At 66.2% G+C, this 17,007-nt stretch carries 15 protein-coding genes; 4 read left to right on the top strand and 11 right to left on the bottom strand.

The genetic code is table 11. The features are described 5' to 3' along the window. Positions 1 to 87 precede the first annotated feature (87 nt). Positions 88 to 1,506, bottom strand: coding sequence for a sugar porter family MFS transporter (locus tag MRBLMD1_RS21595; RefSeq protein ID WP_364403603.1), 1,419 nt, complete (start codon positions 1,504 to 1,506; stop codon positions 88 to 90). Positions 1,507 to 1,800: 294 nt separating this feature from the next. Here MRBLMD1_RS21595 and MRBLMD1_RS21590 point away from each other — a divergent pair, with 294 nt between their 5' ends. The 3 genes from MRBLMD1_RS21590 to MRBLMD1_RS21580 are packed head-to-tail and all read left to right on the top strand — an operon-like array spanning position 1,801 to position 4,509. Continuing rightward, entirely contained in the window at positions 1,801 to 2,541 is a 741-nt protein-coding gene (locus tag MRBLMD1_RS21590; protein WP_159632812.1) for a GntR family transcriptional regulator, read from the top strand. A 16-nt stretch (positions 2,542 to 2,557) separates the two neighbouring features. Then, positions 2,558 to 3,451: a 5-deoxy-glucuronate isomerase gene (gene iolB, locus MRBLMD1_RS21585; protein ID WP_364403599.1), complete on the top strand. Its 894-nt coding sequence runs from the start codon at positions 2,558 to 2,560 to the stop codon at positions 3,449 to 3,451. Between the two features lie 41 nt (positions 3,452 to 3,492). After that, entirely contained in the window at positions 3,493 to 4,509 is a 1,017-nt protein-coding gene (locus MRBLMD1_RS21580; RefSeq protein ID WP_364403596.1) for a LacI family DNA-binding transcriptional regulator, read from the top strand. Here MRBLMD1_RS21580 and MRBLMD1_RS21575 read toward each other — a convergent pair. Then, a complete protein-coding gene (locus tag MRBLMD1_RS21575) occupies positions 4,506 to 5,714 on the bottom strand; it encodes an MFS transporter (RefSeq protein ID WP_364403593.1) in 1,209 nt (402 codons plus the stop codon). The two genes, MRBLMD1_RS21580 and MRBLMD1_RS21575, sit on opposite strands and share 4 nt — an antisense overlap. Positions 5,715 to 5,878: 164 nt before the next feature. Between MRBLMD1_RS21575 and MRBLMD1_RS21570 the strand changes: the two genes are divergently transcribed. Then, positions 5,879 to 6,328, top strand: coding sequence for a MarR family winged helix-turn-helix transcriptional regulator (locus tag MRBLMD1_RS21570; RefSeq protein WP_159635744.1), 450 nt, complete (start codon positions 5,879 to 5,881; stop codon positions 6,326 to 6,328). Between the two features lie 70 nt (positions 6,329 to 6,398). Here the strand turns inward: MRBLMD1_RS21570 and MRBLMD1_RS21565 are convergent, their stop codons facing one another. The 9 genes from MRBLMD1_RS21565 to MRBLMD1_RS21525 form a co-directional block, all read right to left on the bottom strand. Then, positions 6,399 to 7,838, bottom strand: a complete 1,440-nt coding sequence (locus MRBLMD1_RS21565; RefSeq protein ID WP_364403590.1) for a sugar porter family MFS transporter — start codon at positions 7,836 to 7,838, stop codon at positions 6,399 to 6,401. Further along, complete coding sequence (locus MRBLMD1_RS21560; RefSeq protein WP_364403587.1) at positions 7,835 to 8,710, bottom strand: sugar phosphate isomerase/epimerase family protein; 876 nt, start codon at positions 8,708 to 8,710, stop codon at positions 7,835 to 7,837. Before MRBLMD1_RS21560 ends, MRBLMD1_RS21565 begins: the two co-directional genes overlap by 4 nt. Positions 8,711 to 8,787: 77 nt before the next feature. Continuing rightward, positions 8,788 to 9,801, bottom strand: coding sequence for a Gfo/Idh/MocA family protein (locus tag MRBLMD1_RS21555; RefSeq protein WP_364403584.1), 1,014 nt, complete (start codon positions 9,799 to 9,801; stop codon positions 8,788 to 8,790). Positions 9,802 to 9,831: 30 nt separating this feature from the next. After that, a complete protein-coding gene (locus MRBLMD1_RS21550) occupies positions 9,832 to 10,743 on the bottom strand; it encodes a sugar phosphate isomerase/epimerase family protein (protein ID WP_159632819.1) in 912 nt (303 codons plus the stop codon). 138 nt (positions 10,744 to 10,881) lie between these two features. Next, entirely contained in the window at positions 10,882 to 12,396 is a 1,515-nt protein-coding gene (locus MRBLMD1_RS21545) for a CoA-acylating methylmalonate-semialdehyde dehydrogenase (RefSeq protein WP_364403581.1), read from the bottom strand. 32 nt (positions 12,397 to 12,428) lie between these two features. Next, on the bottom strand, positions 12,429 to 14,387 hold the full coding sequence (gene iolD / locus MRBLMD1_RS21540) for a 3D-(3,5/4)-trihydroxycyclohexane-1,2-dione acylhydrolase (decyclizing) (protein WP_414703722.1): 1,959 nt from the start codon (positions 14,385 to 14,387) through the stop codon (positions 12,429 to 12,431). 29 nt (positions 14,388 to 14,416) lie between these two features. Further along, a complete protein-coding gene (locus MRBLMD1_RS21535) occupies positions 14,417 to 15,355 on the bottom strand; it encodes a Cgl0159 family (beta/alpha)8-fold protein (RefSeq protein WP_275181842.1) in 939 nt (312 codons plus the stop codon). Then, positions 15,352 to 16,368 (bottom strand): 5-dehydro-2-deoxygluconokinase, encoded by a 1,017-nt coding sequence (gene iolC / locus MRBLMD1_RS21530; protein ID WP_364403575.1) that lies wholly within the window; start codon positions 16,366 to 16,368, stop codon positions 15,352 to 15,354. Before iolC ends, MRBLMD1_RS21535 begins: the two co-directional genes overlap by 4 nt. Before the next feature lie 190 nt (positions 16,369 to 16,558). Continuing rightward, positions 16,559 to 16,963 (bottom strand): tautomerase family protein, encoded by a 405-nt coding sequence (locus tag MRBLMD1_RS21525; protein WP_159632824.1) that lies wholly within the window; start codon positions 16,961 to 16,963, stop codon positions 16,559 to 16,561. Positions 16,964 to 17,007: the final 44 nt, after the last annotated feature.

Raw genomic sequence — 17,007 nt, 5'->3', positions numbered from 1 at the left:
GGGGCCGGACCGTGCCCGTCCGGTTGATACCGGACGGGCACGGGTCCAACCCCGCCGTGAGCCGCGCGATGCCGCGGCAAGGCGTCGCTAAGCGGAGACCTTTGCCGGAACCTCACCATCGCGGAAGTGCGCTTCGAGGTCCTCAAGGGAGTGGCCCTTGGTTTCGGGCACGAACTTGATGACGAACGACAGGGAGGCCAGGTTGACCAGGACGAAGAGTCCGAAGGTACCGGTGGATCCCAGGGCGTTGACCACGATCGGGAACAGGAAGGAGATGGCCGCGTTCACGGTCCACAGTGCGAAGACCGCAATGCCCATGGCGAAGCCGCGGATGGCCAGCGGGAACATTTCGGAGAGCAGGAGCCAGACGCAGGTGCCGATGAAGCACTGGACGAAGGCAACGAACAGCATCATCGCGGCCAGGATGGTGTAGCTGGCAAGGTCGGACTGCGGGAGGAGGAAGACGATGGCCAGCAGGGCCTGGGAGCCGACCACACCGGAGAATCCGATGACCAGCATCCGGCGGCGCCCAACAAAGCCGAGCAGCCAGATGCCCAGGATGGTCATGAGGACTGAGGTGACGCCGACGCCGATGGTGGCCACAAGCGAGGCACTGACGCCAAGCCCGCTCTTTTCCAGGATGGTGGGGGCGTAGTAGTTCACGGTGTTGATGCCTGTTGCCTGCTGGACGGTGGCCAGGCCAATGCCGATCCAGAGCAGCCGGCGCATCCAGGGGTTGTTGCGGAGGTCGCGGAGGGCGTGGCCGCGTTCTTCCTTGGCGGTGCGTGCTGCGAGGGCAATTTCCTCGAATTCAGCGGCTGCCTCTTCCGGGCTGCGGCTCAGGTTCAGGACGCGGCGGCTGTCTTCCAGGCGGCCGCGGATGGCGTACCAGCGCGGGGATTCTGGAAGCAACAGCATGCCGGCGAGCAGTGCGAGTGCAGGGATGGACGCGATGCCCAGCATGCTGCGCCAGACCTCATTGTCGTGGATCAGGGCGTCGAGAAGGGCGTTGATGGCAAAGGCGAGCATCTGGCCGGTGACGATCATGAGTTCGTTGATGGTGACCATCCGGCCTCGAAGATGGGCGGGAGCCATCTCGGCCAGGTACAGCGGGCATGTCACGGCGGCGGCACCAACCCCGAGGCCCAGCACGATGCGGGCGGCAATCATGAAGGTCACGGTGGGCGCAAGGGCGCAGCCCATGGCACCGAGCAGGAAGAGCAGTGCGCAGACCAGCAGCGAGCCGCGGCGGCCCAGCTTGTCGGCCATGCGGCCGCCGGTGAGGGCGCCGACGGCGGCACCCGGGAACAGCAGCGCGCTCACCACGGTTGCTTCCTCGACGGCGCTCATGTTGAGGGAGTCGTTCATGTACAGCAGGGCGCCGGAGATCACGCCGGTGTCGTACCCAAAGAGCAGGCCGCCCAGGGTGGAGATGACAGTGAGCCGGGCGAGGTACCCGCGGCGCTTGCTGCCGGTGGCGCCCATGGTGTGTTTCTGCAACAGCATTGTTGCCTCTCAAATTCTCTCGGGGACCGGAAGACCCGGTCAGGAATGTGATGCGTGCCACTAACGTTAGAGCGCTCTAATTGTTCCCGTCAAGAGAAAGTCTTAATGTCAGCACAATTTAATTTCGCGGTCCCTCCCTCTCCCTGGCTGACACCCCTCTTGACCCACCTGACCCGCCTGCTACGATCAAGGAAGAAAGTATGTCCTATCAAGCGAACATATAGCGGCAAAGTGTCCGCTGGCGCAGCCTCCCACGAGGGGAATGCGCAGACACCGAAGACAAGGGAACGCACCGTGGCGAACAACCTGGGACTCAACATCGACCGCTCCTCCCCCGTACCCCTGTACCACCAGGTGGTCCAGGGCATTGAGGCGGCGATTTACAGCGGGGTGCTGGAGCCAGGCAGCAGGCTGGACAACGAGATCGACCTTGCCGCCCAGCTCAACCTGTCCCGGCCCACCATGCGCAAGGCCATGGATGAACTGGTCCGGTCCGGCCTGCTGGTCCGCAAGCGGGGCGTGGGAACTCAGGTGGTGTCCAGCCAGGTCCGCCGGCCGTTGGAGCTGTCCAGCCTCTACGACGACCTGACCAACAACGGCAAGAAGCCCACCACCGAGGTGCTGAGCTTCTCGCATCTGGAGGCGGACGACGCCACGATCACCACGCTGCAGCTTCCCGCGGGCTCGAAGGTGTACCACTTCACCCGGCTGCGGAGGGTGGGCGGCAAACCCCTGGCCCTCATGGAGAACTGGGTGCGTGATGACATAGCGGAGATGGATGAGGCCATGCTCAAGGCTGAAGGCCTCTATTCGATCCTTCGCCGCGGCGGCGTGAACTTCCGGCTTGCCACCCAGCGCATCGGTGCCATGACCGCCAATGACTACCAGGCATCCATGCTGGACACCCCGGCCGGCTCGGCGCTGGTCACCATGGAACGCACCGCCGTGGACGATACCGGCCGCCGGGTTGAAACCGGCCACCACGTGTACCGCGCCGATTCCTACAGCTTTGAAATGACACTCGTACAGCGCTAACCAAGGAGCCAACTCCATGACCAATTGGGTCTATCCCCTGGGCACCGCCGCTGACGGCGCCTGGGACGTGTCCATCGGAACCTCCGATTCCTCCCTTGCCGTGGACGGCTGGGCGCACACCGGACTGAAGGTGGCCACCCTGCCGGCGGGCGCCGCCGTCGAACTTCCCGCCGCGGATGAGGAACGGATCGTGGTGCCCCTCAACGGGTCCTTCACGGTGACCGTGGACGGCACGGACTACCCGTTGGCGGGGCGCCGCTCGGTGTTCGCCGGCCCGACGGATGTGCTGTACTCCGGCACCGGCCACGCGGTCAGCATCAGCTCAGCCGACGGCGGCAGGGTGGCGGTTGCCACCGCGCCGGCCCAGGCGTCCTACCCCACCAGGCTGGTGTCCGCCGCGGAAACGCCGGTGGAACTGCGCGGGGCGGGCAACTGCTCGCGCCAGGTCCACAACTTCGGCACCCCCGCCGCACTGGAAGCCGACCGCTTCATCGTGTGCGAGGTCCTCACCCCGGCCGGCAACTGGTCCTCCTACCCTCCGCACAAGCATGACGAGGAGAAGGACGGCGAGACCTCCCTTGAAGAGATCTACTATTTCGAAACCCAGGTGGGAGCTGGATCCGGCGCACCTGCCGACGCCGATGCCATCGGCTACCAGCGCGTCTACGCCTCCGACGAGCGCCCCATCGACGTTTCCGCCGAAGTACGGACCGGGGATGTTGTCCTGGTCCCCTACGGCTGGCACGGCCCGGCCATGGCCGCACCCGGCTACGACCTTTACTACCTCAACGTCATGGCCGGCCCCGGGCCGGTACGGGAGTGGCTGATCAGCGACGACCCGCACCACGGCTGGGTCCGGCAGACGTGGGAGAGCCAGAACATCGACCCCCGGTTGCCGTTCGGCGCGTAGGCACCCCGGCAGGCCGCCAGCGACTGGCATAGTGGAGTTCTGTGAAACAGATTTCCCCTTCGCCGCGGTCGGTGACCATGGAGGACGTGGCACGCGACGCCGGGGTGAGCCGCGCCCTGGTGTCCCTGGTGATGCGCGATTCCCCCAAGGTTTCGCCCGCAAAGCGGACGGCGGTGCTGGAAAGCGCCGCCGCCCTGGGCTACTCCCCCAACAGGCTGGCCAGCCGCCTGGCGAGCCACCGCACCAATACGCTGGGCGTCCTGTTCCTGGACCTGCACAACTCCGTCTTTGCCGATATCTATGACGGCATCACCGACGGACTGGCGGGCAGCGGCAACCAGGTGATGGTCGCCGTCGGCTCCGCCGATCCCGGAACGGAACTGGAGGCCGTCCGGTCCTTCGTGGACCTTCGCGTGGACGGCGTGCTGCTGGCCGGCTACACCGGCAGCTCGGAGGAGCTGGCCGGGGCCCTGCGCGGGACGCCCGCCGTCGTCATCACCCGGGAGCTGGAGGCCGACGGCGTGGATTCCGTCCTGACCGACGACTTCCGTTCCGGGTCGCTCGCCGTGGAGCACCTGTACCACCTGGGGCACCGGCGGATTGCCCACGTGGACATCTCCGACTGGCTCCCCTACACGGCCCGGCGGGAGGGCTACCTGCACGCCATGAAGCAGTTCGGACTGGAGCCGCACCTGGTCCACAGCGACATGACCGAACGCGGCGGCCGGGCCGTGATGGAACAGTTCCTCGACTCGGGCGCCACGCCTCCCACGGCAGTCTTTGCGCACAACGACCTCACCGCCATTGGCATCATGGAGGCCCTGGCGTCCCGGGGACTGTCCGTCCCGGGCGATATGGCGATCGTTGGCTGCGACAACATCGAAGTGGGCGCCTCGCCACTGATTGGCCTGACGTCCATCGACCAGCACGCCGGGCAGCTCGGCCAGCTGGCGGCGCAGGCCATCCTGGAGCGGGTTGCCGGGACGGCCGGACCAGCCGTGACCCGGAAGCTTGAACCCGCCCTGATGGTGCGCCGCTCGTCCGACCCCTCCGCCTAGCGGCTGACCAGCTCCTCCGCGGCCTCGACCGTGCCGCGGCCACCGCGGCGCTGTTCGCTCCGCCTGGCACCTGCCGCGGCGAACGCCATGACGGCAACGCCCGCAAGGGTGATGAGGGCGCCGGCCCAGATGGGCGACGTGTAGCCGAACCCGGCGGTGATGGTGACGCCGCCCAGCCAGGCGCCCAGGGCGTTACCCACATTGAAGGCACCGATATTGGCGCCGGAGGCGAGGGTGGGAGCACCGGAGGCGTACTTCATGACCCGCATCTGCAGACCCGGTACGGTGGCAAACCCGAAGCCGCCCATCAGGACCAGCGAGATGACCGTCAGGACGGGATTGGCGGCCGTCAAGGCAAAGGCCACCATGACCATGGTCAGCGCGGCGAGCACCACGAGCAGCGTCCGGTCCACGTTGCGGTCGGCAGCTTTACCGCCCAGGGTATTGCCCGCAAAGAGGCCCACGCCGAAGGCGATCAGCAGCCACGGCACCGTGGCTGCAGCGAATCCTGATACCTCCGTGAGGGTGTAGGCGATGTAGGTGAACGCTCCAAACATGCCGCCGAAGCCCAGGACGGTGACCACGATGGAGAGCCATACCTGCCCGGAGCGGAAGGCACGGAGTTCGGAACGGAGGCTGCCTGCCTCGTCCGATGCACCGGCCGATGCGGGGACGAGTGCAAGGATGCCGGCGAGCGCGGCTACGCCAATGACGGTGATGGCCCAGAACGTGGCACGCCAGCCGGCCGCCTGGCCCAGCAGGGTTCCGAAGGGAACACCCAGGACATTGGCCGCCGTCAGCCCGGTGAACATCAGTGCTATGGCCCCTGCCTTCTTGCTGGGCGGAACCATACCGGCCGCCACCACGGCCCCAATTCCAAAGAAGGCGCCATGCGAAAGGGCTGCGATGATGCGCCCCAGCATCATGGCCCAATAACCGTCCGCGGTGGCGGAGAGCAGGTTGCCGGCAATGAACAGGACCAGCAATGCAGCCAGCACGGGTTTGCGCGGGAAGCGGGTCACGGCCGCGGTCAGGCCCAGCGCTCCCACCACCACGGAGAGTGCGTAGCCGGAGATGAACCAGCCCGCGGACGCTTCACTGACTGCAAAGTCCGCGGCTACCTGCGGAAGGAGGCCGGCGATCACGAATTCCGTGAGTCCAATGCCAAACCCACCCAGGGCGAGTGCTATCAGGCCAACAGGCATGAGGATGCTCCTTTGAGCTGTTCGTGGTTGTTCCCGAGGCGGGAAGGCGCCTAAGATAGTTGCAGACGCGGTATTTATTGTTGCACATGCAAATATGCCGCGCAAGCAACTATCTATGACCGGAGCAATGGATGGCGCCCTACGCCATCTTCGAAGGAGCAACCATGGGCATCAAGGACGACGCCGTTGAGGTCCGCGCCCAGGGCTGGCGCACCCTCGCGGCGCTTCACGGGCTGATCGAAAACGAACTGGAACGCAGCCTCCAGGCGGAGTCGAAGCTCTCCGTGGTGGAGTACACGGTGCTGGATGCCCTCAGCCGGCAGGACGGGTGGCACATGCGGATGCAGCAGCTGGCGCGCGCCACGGCGCTGAGCCCCAGCGCCACCACCCGGCTGGTCAACCGCCTGGAGGACCGTGGCCTGCTGACCAGGATTCTGTGCGACGACGACCGCCGCGGCATCTACACCGAGCTCACCGCCAGTGGAAGCAGCCTGCTCGCGGAAGCGCGGCCGGTCCACGACGCCACGCTGGAGCGTGCCCTGGACGCGGCCCTGGCCATTCCGGAACTGGCACCGCTGGTGGATGCGCTGCCGCGGCTGCACGCACGCACCTAGGACAACAGCAACGCCCCCGCGAGGATCCTCATGGGGGCGTTGCTGTGGGGAACCGGGCGTGCTGGTCCGGTCAGGAAACCTGTGCGGTGGACACCTCGGCTTTGCCGCCTGCAACGTTCTTGAAGTAGTGCTCCAGGTCCTCAAGGCTCTTGTCCTTGGTCTCGGGAACGTATTTCGCGGCGAAGGCAATGGCCCCCACACCCAGGACCGCGAAGACGAAGAACGTGTTGGAGATGCCGATGGCGGCCAGCAGCTGCGGGAAACCGAACCCGATCAGGAAGTTCACGATCCACAGCAGGAAGGCGGACGCCCCCATGCCCAGGCCGCGGATCTTCAGCGGGAAGATTTCCGAGAGCATCAGCCACGTCACCGGGGAAATGGCACCCTGCTGGAACGCCAGGAACGTCACGGTCAAAGCCAGGATGACGAAGCCCCGGGCGGAGCCTTCCGGCAGGATCAGCGAGAAGAAGCCGATCAGCAGCAGCGCCGTGGTGGTTCCCACCTGCCCGGTGATCAGCATCCTGCGCCGCCCCACCTTGCCCAGCAGCCAGATCCCCACGAACGTGGCCAGTACCGAAATGACCCCGTTGGCGATGTTGGCCGTCAAGGCAGCTTCCCGGCCGAAACCGGACTGCGAGAGGATCTGGGTGCCGTAGTACATGATCGAGTTCACGCCCGTGATTTGCTGGATCACCGCGAGGCCCAGGCCCACTACGAAGATCCTGCGGAGCCACGGGATGCCCAGGTCCTTCCATGAACCCATTTTGGACTTGTAGTCCTCCACGGCCATGGCCTTGACTTCCTCGAACTCCTTACGGGCCTCCTCCTGCGACCGGATCCGCTGCAGCACGCTGAGCGTCTCGCCGAAGCTGCCGATGGAAGCCAGCCAGCGGGGACTCTCGGGCATGAAGTTCATCCCGATCCACAGCGCGATGGCCGGCAGGGTGGCAATGACCAGCATCCAGCGCCAGATGCCGTGCGATTCACCGAAGGAGTTGCCCAGGTAGGCGTTGAAGATGAACGCAAGCAGCTGCCCGGTGACGATCATGAGCTCGTTCTGGCTGACGATCCGGCCGCGCCGGTGGCTCGGCGAGACCTCCGCCAGGTACACGGGGACCGTCACCGATGCCCCGCCCACGGCGAGTCCCAGGACGAACCGGGCGGCGATCATTACCTCGGTATTGGGCGAGAACGTGCAGCCGATGGTGCCCGCGAGGAAGATGACCGCCAGCACCATGATCATTTTGCGACGGCCGTTGCGGTCGGCCAGGCGTCCGCCGAACAGGGCGCCGAAGGCGGCGCCGAACAGCAGGGATGAGGTGACCAGGCCTTCGGTGAGCGGGGTCAGGCCCAGGTCCTCCTGCATGTACGGCAGGGCGCCGTTGATCACGCCGGTGTCGTAGCCGAACAGCAGGCCGCCGAAGGTGGAGATGATGGTGACGGTCCGCAGGGCCCGCTGATGGTTGCCGGGCTGCTTGACAGCTGCCTTTCCGGAAACAGGCGAACTCATAGGCTTACCTTTTGGACGTACTGCTTCATGGTCTCCAGCTGGTACCGGGACACTTCTTCGGCGTTCTCGTCCTCAGCGAAGACGCTGGACACCATCACCGTGTCCTCCCGGTCGAGGAAGCCGATTTCCTTCAGGCCGCCGAAGAATTCGTCCCAATTGACGTCGCCGTCACCGATCTTCAGGTGCTGGTGGACGCGGACCGGGTTGCCCGGCGGATTGGTGATGTACCGCAGTCCGTGCGAGGCGTGGTGGTCCATGGTGTCGGCCACGTGGACCAGGCGCAGCTTGTCCCCCGCGGCCCGCATGATGTCCAGCGGAGAGTTCTTCATGTGGAAGCTGTGCGAGGCCACGTAGACCATGCCCACGTTCTTCGAGTTCACGCCCCGGATCACGCGGATGGCGGCCAGGCCTTCCTCCACGAAGTCGTCCGGGTGCGGGTCAATGAGCAGGTCGATGCCTTCACGCTCGATGATCGGCAGCAGTTCCTCCATGGACCGGTAGAACGCCCGCTCGGACTCCTCCGCCTTCTCGGGCCGGCCGCTGAACTCGGTGTTCATGGTGCTGACCCCCAGGTCCACGGCGATCTGGATGGCGCGCTTCCAGTAGCGGACGGCGGCTTCGCGGGCGTCCTCGTCGGGCCCGGACCAGCGGAGCACGGGGAGGATGGAGGCGATTTCAATCCCGGCGTCCTTGCAGGCCTTGCCCAGCTGGCCCACCAGTTCGTCGTCCGCTTTGGGGTGGTTGTAGAACGGGATGAAGTCCGCGTGCGGGGTCATCTGCATGTACTTGTAGCCGAGGTCGGCCACCACCTTGGGGAACTCCAGCAGGCTGTGCGAGTGATGGAACGGGGTGGGGTCAAGTGCGATTTTCACGTAAACACTCCATTGTGGATCAGGAAGGGTGGAGACACGAAAGGGGACGGATGGCTCCGCCCCCTTTCCGGTCCTGGTTACTTGTAAAGGTCGGGTTTCGGAGCCAGCTTCACGGCGACCTTTTCGCCGTTCTTCTGCGCTTCGACGCCTGCCTCGCAGCAGGCGGCGGTGGCGTACCCGTCCCAGGCGGAGGGGCCGCCGACTCCGCCCTTAAGTGCCGCGTCCACCCAGGACTGGATTTCGACGTCGTACGCCGCTCCGAAGCGCTCCTCGAAGCCGGGGGTGACGTTGCCGCCCCAGCGGCCGGAGCTGCGGGTGTAGGGGCCCTTGTCGCCGCCGATGCTGACGATGCCGTCTTCGAAGGAGGCCTGGGTAGCCACCTCATAGCCAAACTTGGCGTTGACGTAGATTTCGACGTCGGCCAGGACGCCTGATTCGGTCTCCAGCAGGACGTGCTGGGGGTCATGCTGGCCGGACGGCGCGTTCTTGGTGGCCTTGCCCAGGCGGACCTGGACACTGGTGATTTCCTCGCCGGTGAAGAAGCGGATGGCGTCGAACTCGTGGACCACGGAGTCGTTGATGAGCATCTCGTTGGTGAAGCCCTCAGGGGTGCTCGGGTTGCGGTGCTGGTGGTGCAGCATCAGCAGCTCGCCGAGTTCGTGGTTGCGGATGATCGAACCCAGCGTGGCGTATTCGGCGTCGAAGCGGCGCATGAAGCCCACCTGGATCCGCTGGTGGCCCAGCGCCACCTCGGCTTCGACGATCTTCCAGGACGATGCGGCGTCGGGCGTGAGCGGCTTTTCGCAGAGGATCGGGATGTCCCTGGTGAGGGCCTTGAGCAGGATGTCCTCGTGCAGGAATCCGGGGGTGGCGATCAGGACGGCGTTGACGTCGCCGTTGTTCAGGGCCTCGTCAGCGTCCGCCAGGGCCACGGCGCCCGGGATGCCTTCAATAGCGGCCTGGGCGCGGGCAAGATCCACGTCCACGACGGCGGCAACTTCGGCTCCGTGGATGCGCTTGCTGATGCGCTGGATGTGGTCGGCGCCCATGCGGCCTGCGCCGATGACGGCAACGCGGAGGGTTTCAGTCATTGTTCTGTCCTTTGTGGTGTCTGGGGCGGGTTAGCTGACGGCGGTGCGGGAACCGCAGGACAGCAGGTAGTTGCGGGTGCGCTTGGCGATGGGCATCGGTACATCGAAGGCCACCGGATACATGTCTTGTTCCACGATGCCGAAGATGGGCCGGTTGAGCGCTTCCACGGCTTCGATGACCGCGCGCAGGTCCGGCAGGCCGTTGGGCGGTTCGGTCATGACGCCGGCCAGGTTGGCAGCTGCCCAGGTCATGTTCTCCTCGTTGACCTTCCTGAGGATGTCCGGGTTGATCTGCTTCAGGTGCAGGTAGCCGATCCGGTCCGGGTAGTTCTTGATCAGTTCCAGGCTGGAGGCGCCGCAGTACTCGGCGTGGCCGGTGTCCAGGCAGAGGTTCAGGTACTGGGGATCGGTGGCGGCCAGCAGCGTTTCGATGTCCGTCTGCGCGCCAACGTGGGAGTCGGCGTGGGAGTGGAACTGCTGCTTCAGGCCGAAGTCTTCCAGGAGGGTCTTGCCCAGGCGGTTGTGGCCGGCGAACAGGTCGTCCCAGGCCTTTTCACTCAGCGTGCCGCTTTCCACGGCTTCGCCGGTGACGTCGTCCCGCCACATGGCCGGGATGACCACGATGTGCCCGCCGCCCATGGCCGCGGTGAGTTCGGCGACCTTGCGGGCCGGTTCCCAGGCGGTTTCCCACTGGTCCAGGCCGCGGTGGAAGGCGGTGAAGACGGTGCCGGCGGAGATCTGCAGGTCGCGCTGCTTCAGTTCTTCCGCCAAGCGGGTGGGGTCGGTGGGCAGGTAGCCGTACGGGCCCAGTTCGATCCACTTGTAGCCGGACTCGGCCACCTCGTCGAGGAAGCGTTCCCATGGGGTCTGCTTGGGGTCGTCCGCGAACCAGACGCCCCAGGAGTCCGGCGCCGTGCCGATGATCAGCTTGTTCTCAGTCATTGTCTTTTCCTTTGCATCGGCTGCTCCGTAATTGTCGTTTTGGACGCTCAAAACGACAATTACGGAGCAATCGACGGGTAGGGCCCACGCCGCCAGGGTTCCCTGGCCGAGCTTGCGAGGCGAGGGCGGCGGTGGGGACTAGTTGGAGGGGAAGTTGTAGGAGGCGCCGGAGGCGTGGTGGGTTTCGGGCCAGCGGGAAGTGACTACCTTGCCGCGGGTGTAGAAGCTGACGCCTTCGGGTCCGTAGATGTGCTTATCGCCAAAGAGGGAGGCCTTCCAGCCGCCGAAGGAGTGGTAGGCCACCGGCACCGGCAGGGGGACGTTGATGCCGATCATGCCCACCGTCACGGAGCGCTGGAACTTGCGGGCGGCCGCGCCGGAGGAGGTGAAGATGGCGGTGCCGTTGCCGTAGGGGTTGGCATTGATCAGCGTGATGCCGTCCTCAAGGGTGTCGACGCGGACCACCACCAGGACGGGTCCGAAGATTTCCTCCCGGTAGGCGCTCATTTCGGTTTTGACGTGGTCCAGGACGGTGGGGCCAACCCAGAAGCCGTTCTCGTGGCCGGGGACCACCAGGTCGCGGCCGTCCACCACCATGGCGGCGCCCGCGGTTTCAGCTTCGGTGACGATCTTGACGATGCGTTCCTTGGAGGCGGGGGTGATGACCGGGCCCATTTCGGCGCCGGGTTCGGTGCCGTTGTTGACCTTGACGGCTTCGGCGCGTTCCTGGACCTTGGCGACCAGGGCATCGGCGGCGTCTCCGACGGCGACCGCGACGGAGATGGCCATGCAGCGTTCCCCGGCGGAGCCGAACGCGGCGGCCGCGAGGTGGTCGGCGGCGTTGTCCAGGTCGGCGTCGGGCAGGATGATCGCGTGGTTCTTCGCACCGCCCAGGGCCTGGACGCGCTTGCCGTGCTTGGTGGCGGTTTCGTGAACGTACTGCGCGATCGGGGTGGACCCAACAAAACTAATGCCGTCCACGTCGGGGTGGGTCAGCAGCCCGTCAACGGTTTCCTTGTCGCCGTGCAGGACCTGGAACACACCGTCCGGCAGCCCGGCTTCCTTCCACAGCTTGGCCAGCAGCAGCGAGGCGGAGGGGTCGCGTTCGGAGGGCTTGAGGATGAAGGCGTTGCCGGTGGCGATGGCCATCGGGGCCATCCACAGCGGCACCATCACGGGGAAGTTGAACGGCGTGATGCCGGCGACCACGCCGAGGGGTTCGCGGAAGGAGAAGACGTCGATGCCGGTGGAGACCTGGTCGGAGTAGTCGCCCTTGAGCAGGGTGGGGATCCCGCAGGCGTACTCGACCACTTCCAGGCCGCGGCCGATCTCGCCCTTGGCGTCGGAGAGGACCTTGCCGTGCTCGGCGGTGACCAGCTGGGCGAGTTCGTCCACGTGGGCGGCGACGAGTTCGCGGAACTTGAACAGCACCGCGGTGCGCCTGGCCAGGGAAATGTCACCCCAGGTGTCGGCGGCCTTGCGGGCGGCGGCGACGGCGGTGTCCAGGTCAGCGCGGTTGGCCAGGCGCAGTTCGCCGGTCACGGCGCCGGTGGCCGGGTTGTACACGTTCGTGGTGCGGTCGCCTTCGCCGGCGGTCTCGGCGCCGTTGATGAAGTGGTTGATGACCGTTGTTTCGGTGGTGATGGCAGTCATGGGACTCTTCCTTGAGTAGTGAAAAAGCGTGGTTAGCCGAGCAGTTTGCGCTGGCGTGACTTGTGGTCGACGTAGGTCTGGAAGGCCTGTTTGGTGGAGTCCAGTTCGGAGACCTGGGAGACAGGGACGTCCCACCAGGATTCGGAGGACGGTGCGTCCAGGAGGGGGTCGGATTCGACGTGGATCAGGATCGGGCCACTGTTCTCGGGGGCGGCCTTCGCATCCCGGATGGCCTGTTCGAGTTCGGCGATGACCTTTTCCCCCGGTTCGATCCGGATGACCTTCACGCCCAGGGACTCGGCGTTCAGGGCCAGGTCCACGGGCAGGGTCTCGCCCTCGTCGAAGCTGTGCTGTTCCTCGTTCAGCGCCCGGTACTGGGTGCCGAACCGCTGTGAACCGAGGGATTCGGACAAGGAGCCGATGGAGGCGTAGCCGTGGTTCTGGATCAGGACCACGATCAGCTTGATGCGTTCGGCGACGGCGGTGACCAGTTCGGTGTGCATCATCAGGTAGGAGCCGTCCCCCACCATCACGACGACGTCCCGCACCTGGGCCGCTTCCCCACCAACGCCGCCTGCCGCCGTCGTGCCGGCCGCTTCGGCGATTGCTGCACGCTTGACGCCCAGGCCGCCGGGGATCTCGTAGCCCATGCAGGAGTAGGCATATTCGACGTGGTAGCCGAACGGGTCCCGGACCCGCCACATCTTGTGCAGGTCACCGGGCAGGGACCCGGCGGCGCAGATGACCACGTCGCGGGCGTCCATGGCCCGGTTGGTGGCGCCGATGATCTCGTTCTGGGCCGGCAGCGGGGTGTAGCGGGTGTCGAAGGCTTCGTCCACCGTGGCGTTCCAGCGCTTCTTCTCCGCGGCGATCTTCTGTTCCAGGTCTGCGCCGACCCGGTAGCCGCCCAGGGCGGCGTTGAGCTTGACCAGGGCCTTGCGGGCGTCGGCGACGATCGGCAGCGTGGTGCCGTGCTTGTACGCGTCGATGGGGGCGACGTTGATGTTCACGAAGCGCACGTCCGGGTTCTGGAACGCGGTCCGGGACGCGGTGGTGAAGTCCTCGTAGCGGGTGCCGATGCCGATGATCAGGTCCGCTTCGGCGGCGATGGCGTTGGCCGCCGTCGTGCCGGTGGAGCCAATCGCGCCCAGGGAGTACTGGTGGTCCCAGGGCAGGACGCCGACGCCGGCCTGGGTGTTGCCCACCGGGATGCCGGTCAGTTCGGCGAACCTGGCCAGTTCATCGTTGGCGTAGGCGTAGAGGACGCCCCCGCCGGCGATGATGAGCGGGCGCTTCGCTGCGCGGATGGCTGCGGCGACGCGGGCGATGTCGTCGTCGTCGGCGTCGGGGCGGCGGATCCGCCACTCACGCTCGGCCAGGAACTCTTCGGGAACATCGAAGGCTTCGGCCTGGACGTCCTGCGGCAGCGAGATGGTCACCGCGCCGGTCTCGGCCGGGTCGGTCAGGACGCGCAGGCCGTGGTGGAACGCGGAGAACAACTGCTCGGGCCGGGTGACCCGGTCGAAGAACTTGGACAGCGGCCGGAACGCGTCGTTGACCGTGATGTCGTAGGCGTAGGGCTGTTCGAGCTGCTGAAGCACGGGGTCGGCGGCGCGGGTGGCGAACGTGTCGGACGGCAGCAGCAGCACCGGGAGCCGGTTGGTGGTGGCCAGCGCGGCACCGGTGAGCAGGTTGGAGGAACCCGGGCCGATGGAGGTGCTGATGGCGTAGGTCTGTCGGCGGCGGGTGTGCCGGGCGTAGCCCACGGCCTGGTGGACCTGGGCCTGTTCATTGCGTCCCTGGTAGTACGGCATCAGGGTGGGGTCCTGCTGCTGGTACTGCTTCAGGGCTTGGCCCACGCCGGCCACGTTGCCGTGCCCGAAGATCCCGAACGTGCCCGGGATGAGCCGCTCACGGTAGTCAACGCCGCCCACCGTGTCCACGGTGTACTGCCGGGAAAGGTATTCGACGACGGCCTGCGCCACCGTCATTCTGCGCGTTCCTGTTGGTGTGCCCATGGCTAGTTCTCCGGAAGTTCTGTGGTGTGGTGCAGGAGCGAGGCTGCCGCGGCAACGGCGCCGGCGACGTCCCCGTCTGCGGGGTAGAGCAGCGTCCGGCCCACCGTCAGGCCCTGGACACCGGGGAGGGCCAGCGCGGCACCCCAGGTGGCGAAGACCTCGTCCTGGGACCCGTCCGGGTCACCGCCCAGCAGGACGGTGGGCATGGTGGTGGCGGCCATGACGCGTTCCATCTCCGCCACCACGGGAAGCTTCATCCAGGTGTAGGCGCTGGTGGATCCCAGGCCCTCGGCGATGGCGATGGACTTGATGACGGCGTTGGGAGACAGGTCGTTGCGGACCCGGCCGTTCTCGCGGACCGACAGGAACGGCTCCACCATGGCGATCAGCTTCCGCTCCGCCAGCGAGTCGATGGCCTTGGCGGTCGCTTCCAGGGTCACCACGGTGTCCGGGTCGCCCAGGCAGATACGGGTCAGCATCTTGCCGCCGTCCGCACCCAGGGCCGCCAAAGCGGCGGCGGTGTGGCCGGTGAAGCGGTCATCGAACTCGTTGACCAGGCCGGACAGCCCGCCGCGGTTCATCGATCCGAACACCAGCTTCCCGTCCAGGGCGCCCAGCAGGAGCAGGTCGTCCATGATGTCCGGGGAGGCCAGGACACCGTCCACGGCCGGGTTGGCCAGGGCGATCTGCAGCCGGTCCAGCAGCTGCCGGCGGTCCGCCATGGCCACCGGATCGCTGCCGACAGCCAGGGCGCCGCGGGCGGGGTGGTCGGCGGCGACGATGAAGTTCTGGCGGCCGGCCTTTACGCCGGGGTGGCGGCGGCGTGCCTTCGCGGCACGGGCTACGGCGTCCGGGTCTTCGAGGCGGATGGTGCTCAGGTGCTCATAGCGGCGGGGATCATCATCCACGGCGTGGTTCGAGGCGAGGGGGGTGAGGGTCACAGTGCTGCTCCTTCGGGAATGGAAGCGCCGGAGACCGTACCCGGCACGGTACGTCCGCGTTCGGCCAGCAGCGAGGTGACCTCGTCCGGCGTCGGCATCGCATCGGCGCAGGACAGGCGGGAGGCCACAATGGCGCCGGCGGCGTTGGCGTAGTCCAGGACCTGTTCCAGCGGCCAGCCGGACAGCAGTCCGTGGCAGAACGCGCCGCCGAAGGAATCGCCGGCGCCGAGGCCGTTAAGGGTTTCAACCGGGACGGGGGCGGAGACCACGCGCTCGGTGCGCGTCTTGGCCATCACGCCTTCAGCACCAAGCTTGACGACGGCGATTTCCACGCCGGCGGCCAGCAGCCGGTCCGCCTGCTCGTCAGGGGTTCCCTCCCCTACGGCGACGGCGCATTCCTTGTCATTGCCGATGGCGACGGTGACGTGCGGGAGGACCCTGGCCACCTCTGCGCGGGCTTCCTCTTCGGACGCCCAGAACATGGGACGGTAGTCCAGGTCCAGGACAGTGAACTGCCCTTCGGCCAGTTCGGTGCGGGGACGGGCCTGGTGCGCGGCGATGTGCGCGGACCGGGAAGGCTCCTGGCACAGGCCGGTCACGGTGGACCAGAAGATGCCGGCCCCGCGGATGGCCTCCAGGTCCAGTTCTTCAGCCTTGATCTGCAGGTCCGGAGCGGTGGGGAAACGGCCGTAGAAGTACAGCGGGAACTCGTCCGTGGCGGGCTTGATCGCGCAAAATGTCACCGGTGTCTGCAGGCCGGCGACCGGCGTAACGAATGTGTCGTCGACGTTGAACTTGTGCAGTTCCCGGTGGAGGTAGGTGCCGAACGCATCGTCCCCGGTGCGGGTGATGACGCCGGTCCGGCGTCCGTGCCGGGCAGCGGCAACGGCAACGTTGGACGGTGAACCGCCAAGGTATTTGCCGAAGGAGTTGACGTCCTCCAGGCCAACCCCGATGTCGTTCGGGTAGATATCAACGCTGATGCGCCCGATCGTAAGAAGCTCGTGGGTCACGGGAATCGTGGACCTTTCTGGTGTGGAACTCGGATCCTTTGAGGAGCAGGAGTTCCGGGACTGGCAGGCCGTGGCGTGGGCCACAGGAACTACTTTGCCCTAGATCGAATGTCCTGTCAAAGGTTTGTACTGACATACTTACAACAAGCGTTGGATCGCTCCCATCCCGCCACGGATGGGAACGTTGGCACTACTTCCGGGGAACGGCCAACTCGCCGGTCATGTACTGGGCACGGCCAAACCCGAAGGACCAGTCGCCGGCAGTGTTTTCGACATAGCCAATGAAGACGTCCTCGCCGGCGACCCCCACTTCCGCAAGCTTTTCAGCCACCGCGGCAAAGAGCCGCTGCTTGGCCTCCTGGGACCGGCCACCCTGGGTAAAGATCTGGATCATCACCACTCCCCCGGTGCGCTCGAAGCCCAGGCCGGCGTCCTGGGCGAAGATCTGGCCCTGCGGGTGTTCGGTGAGGATGTGGAAGTAGTCCCGCTCCGGGATGCCGTACTCCGCAAGGATGGCATCGTGGATGCCGCGGCTCAGCTGCTGCAGCTCATCGGCAGTGCGGCCTTCGTTGACGTCAATGCGAACCAGTGGCATGAAGCTTCTCCTCTAATAGTTTGTACTGACATACTAACAAACTC

Source organism: Pseudarthrobacter sp. LMD1-1-1.1, assembly GCF_040676255.1.
GTDB lineage: Bacteria > Actinomycetota > Actinomycetes > Actinomycetales > Micrococcaceae > Arthrobacter.
Note: the sequence above shows the minus strand (reverse complement) of the source record. Positions and strands in the feature narration are given on the sequence as shown.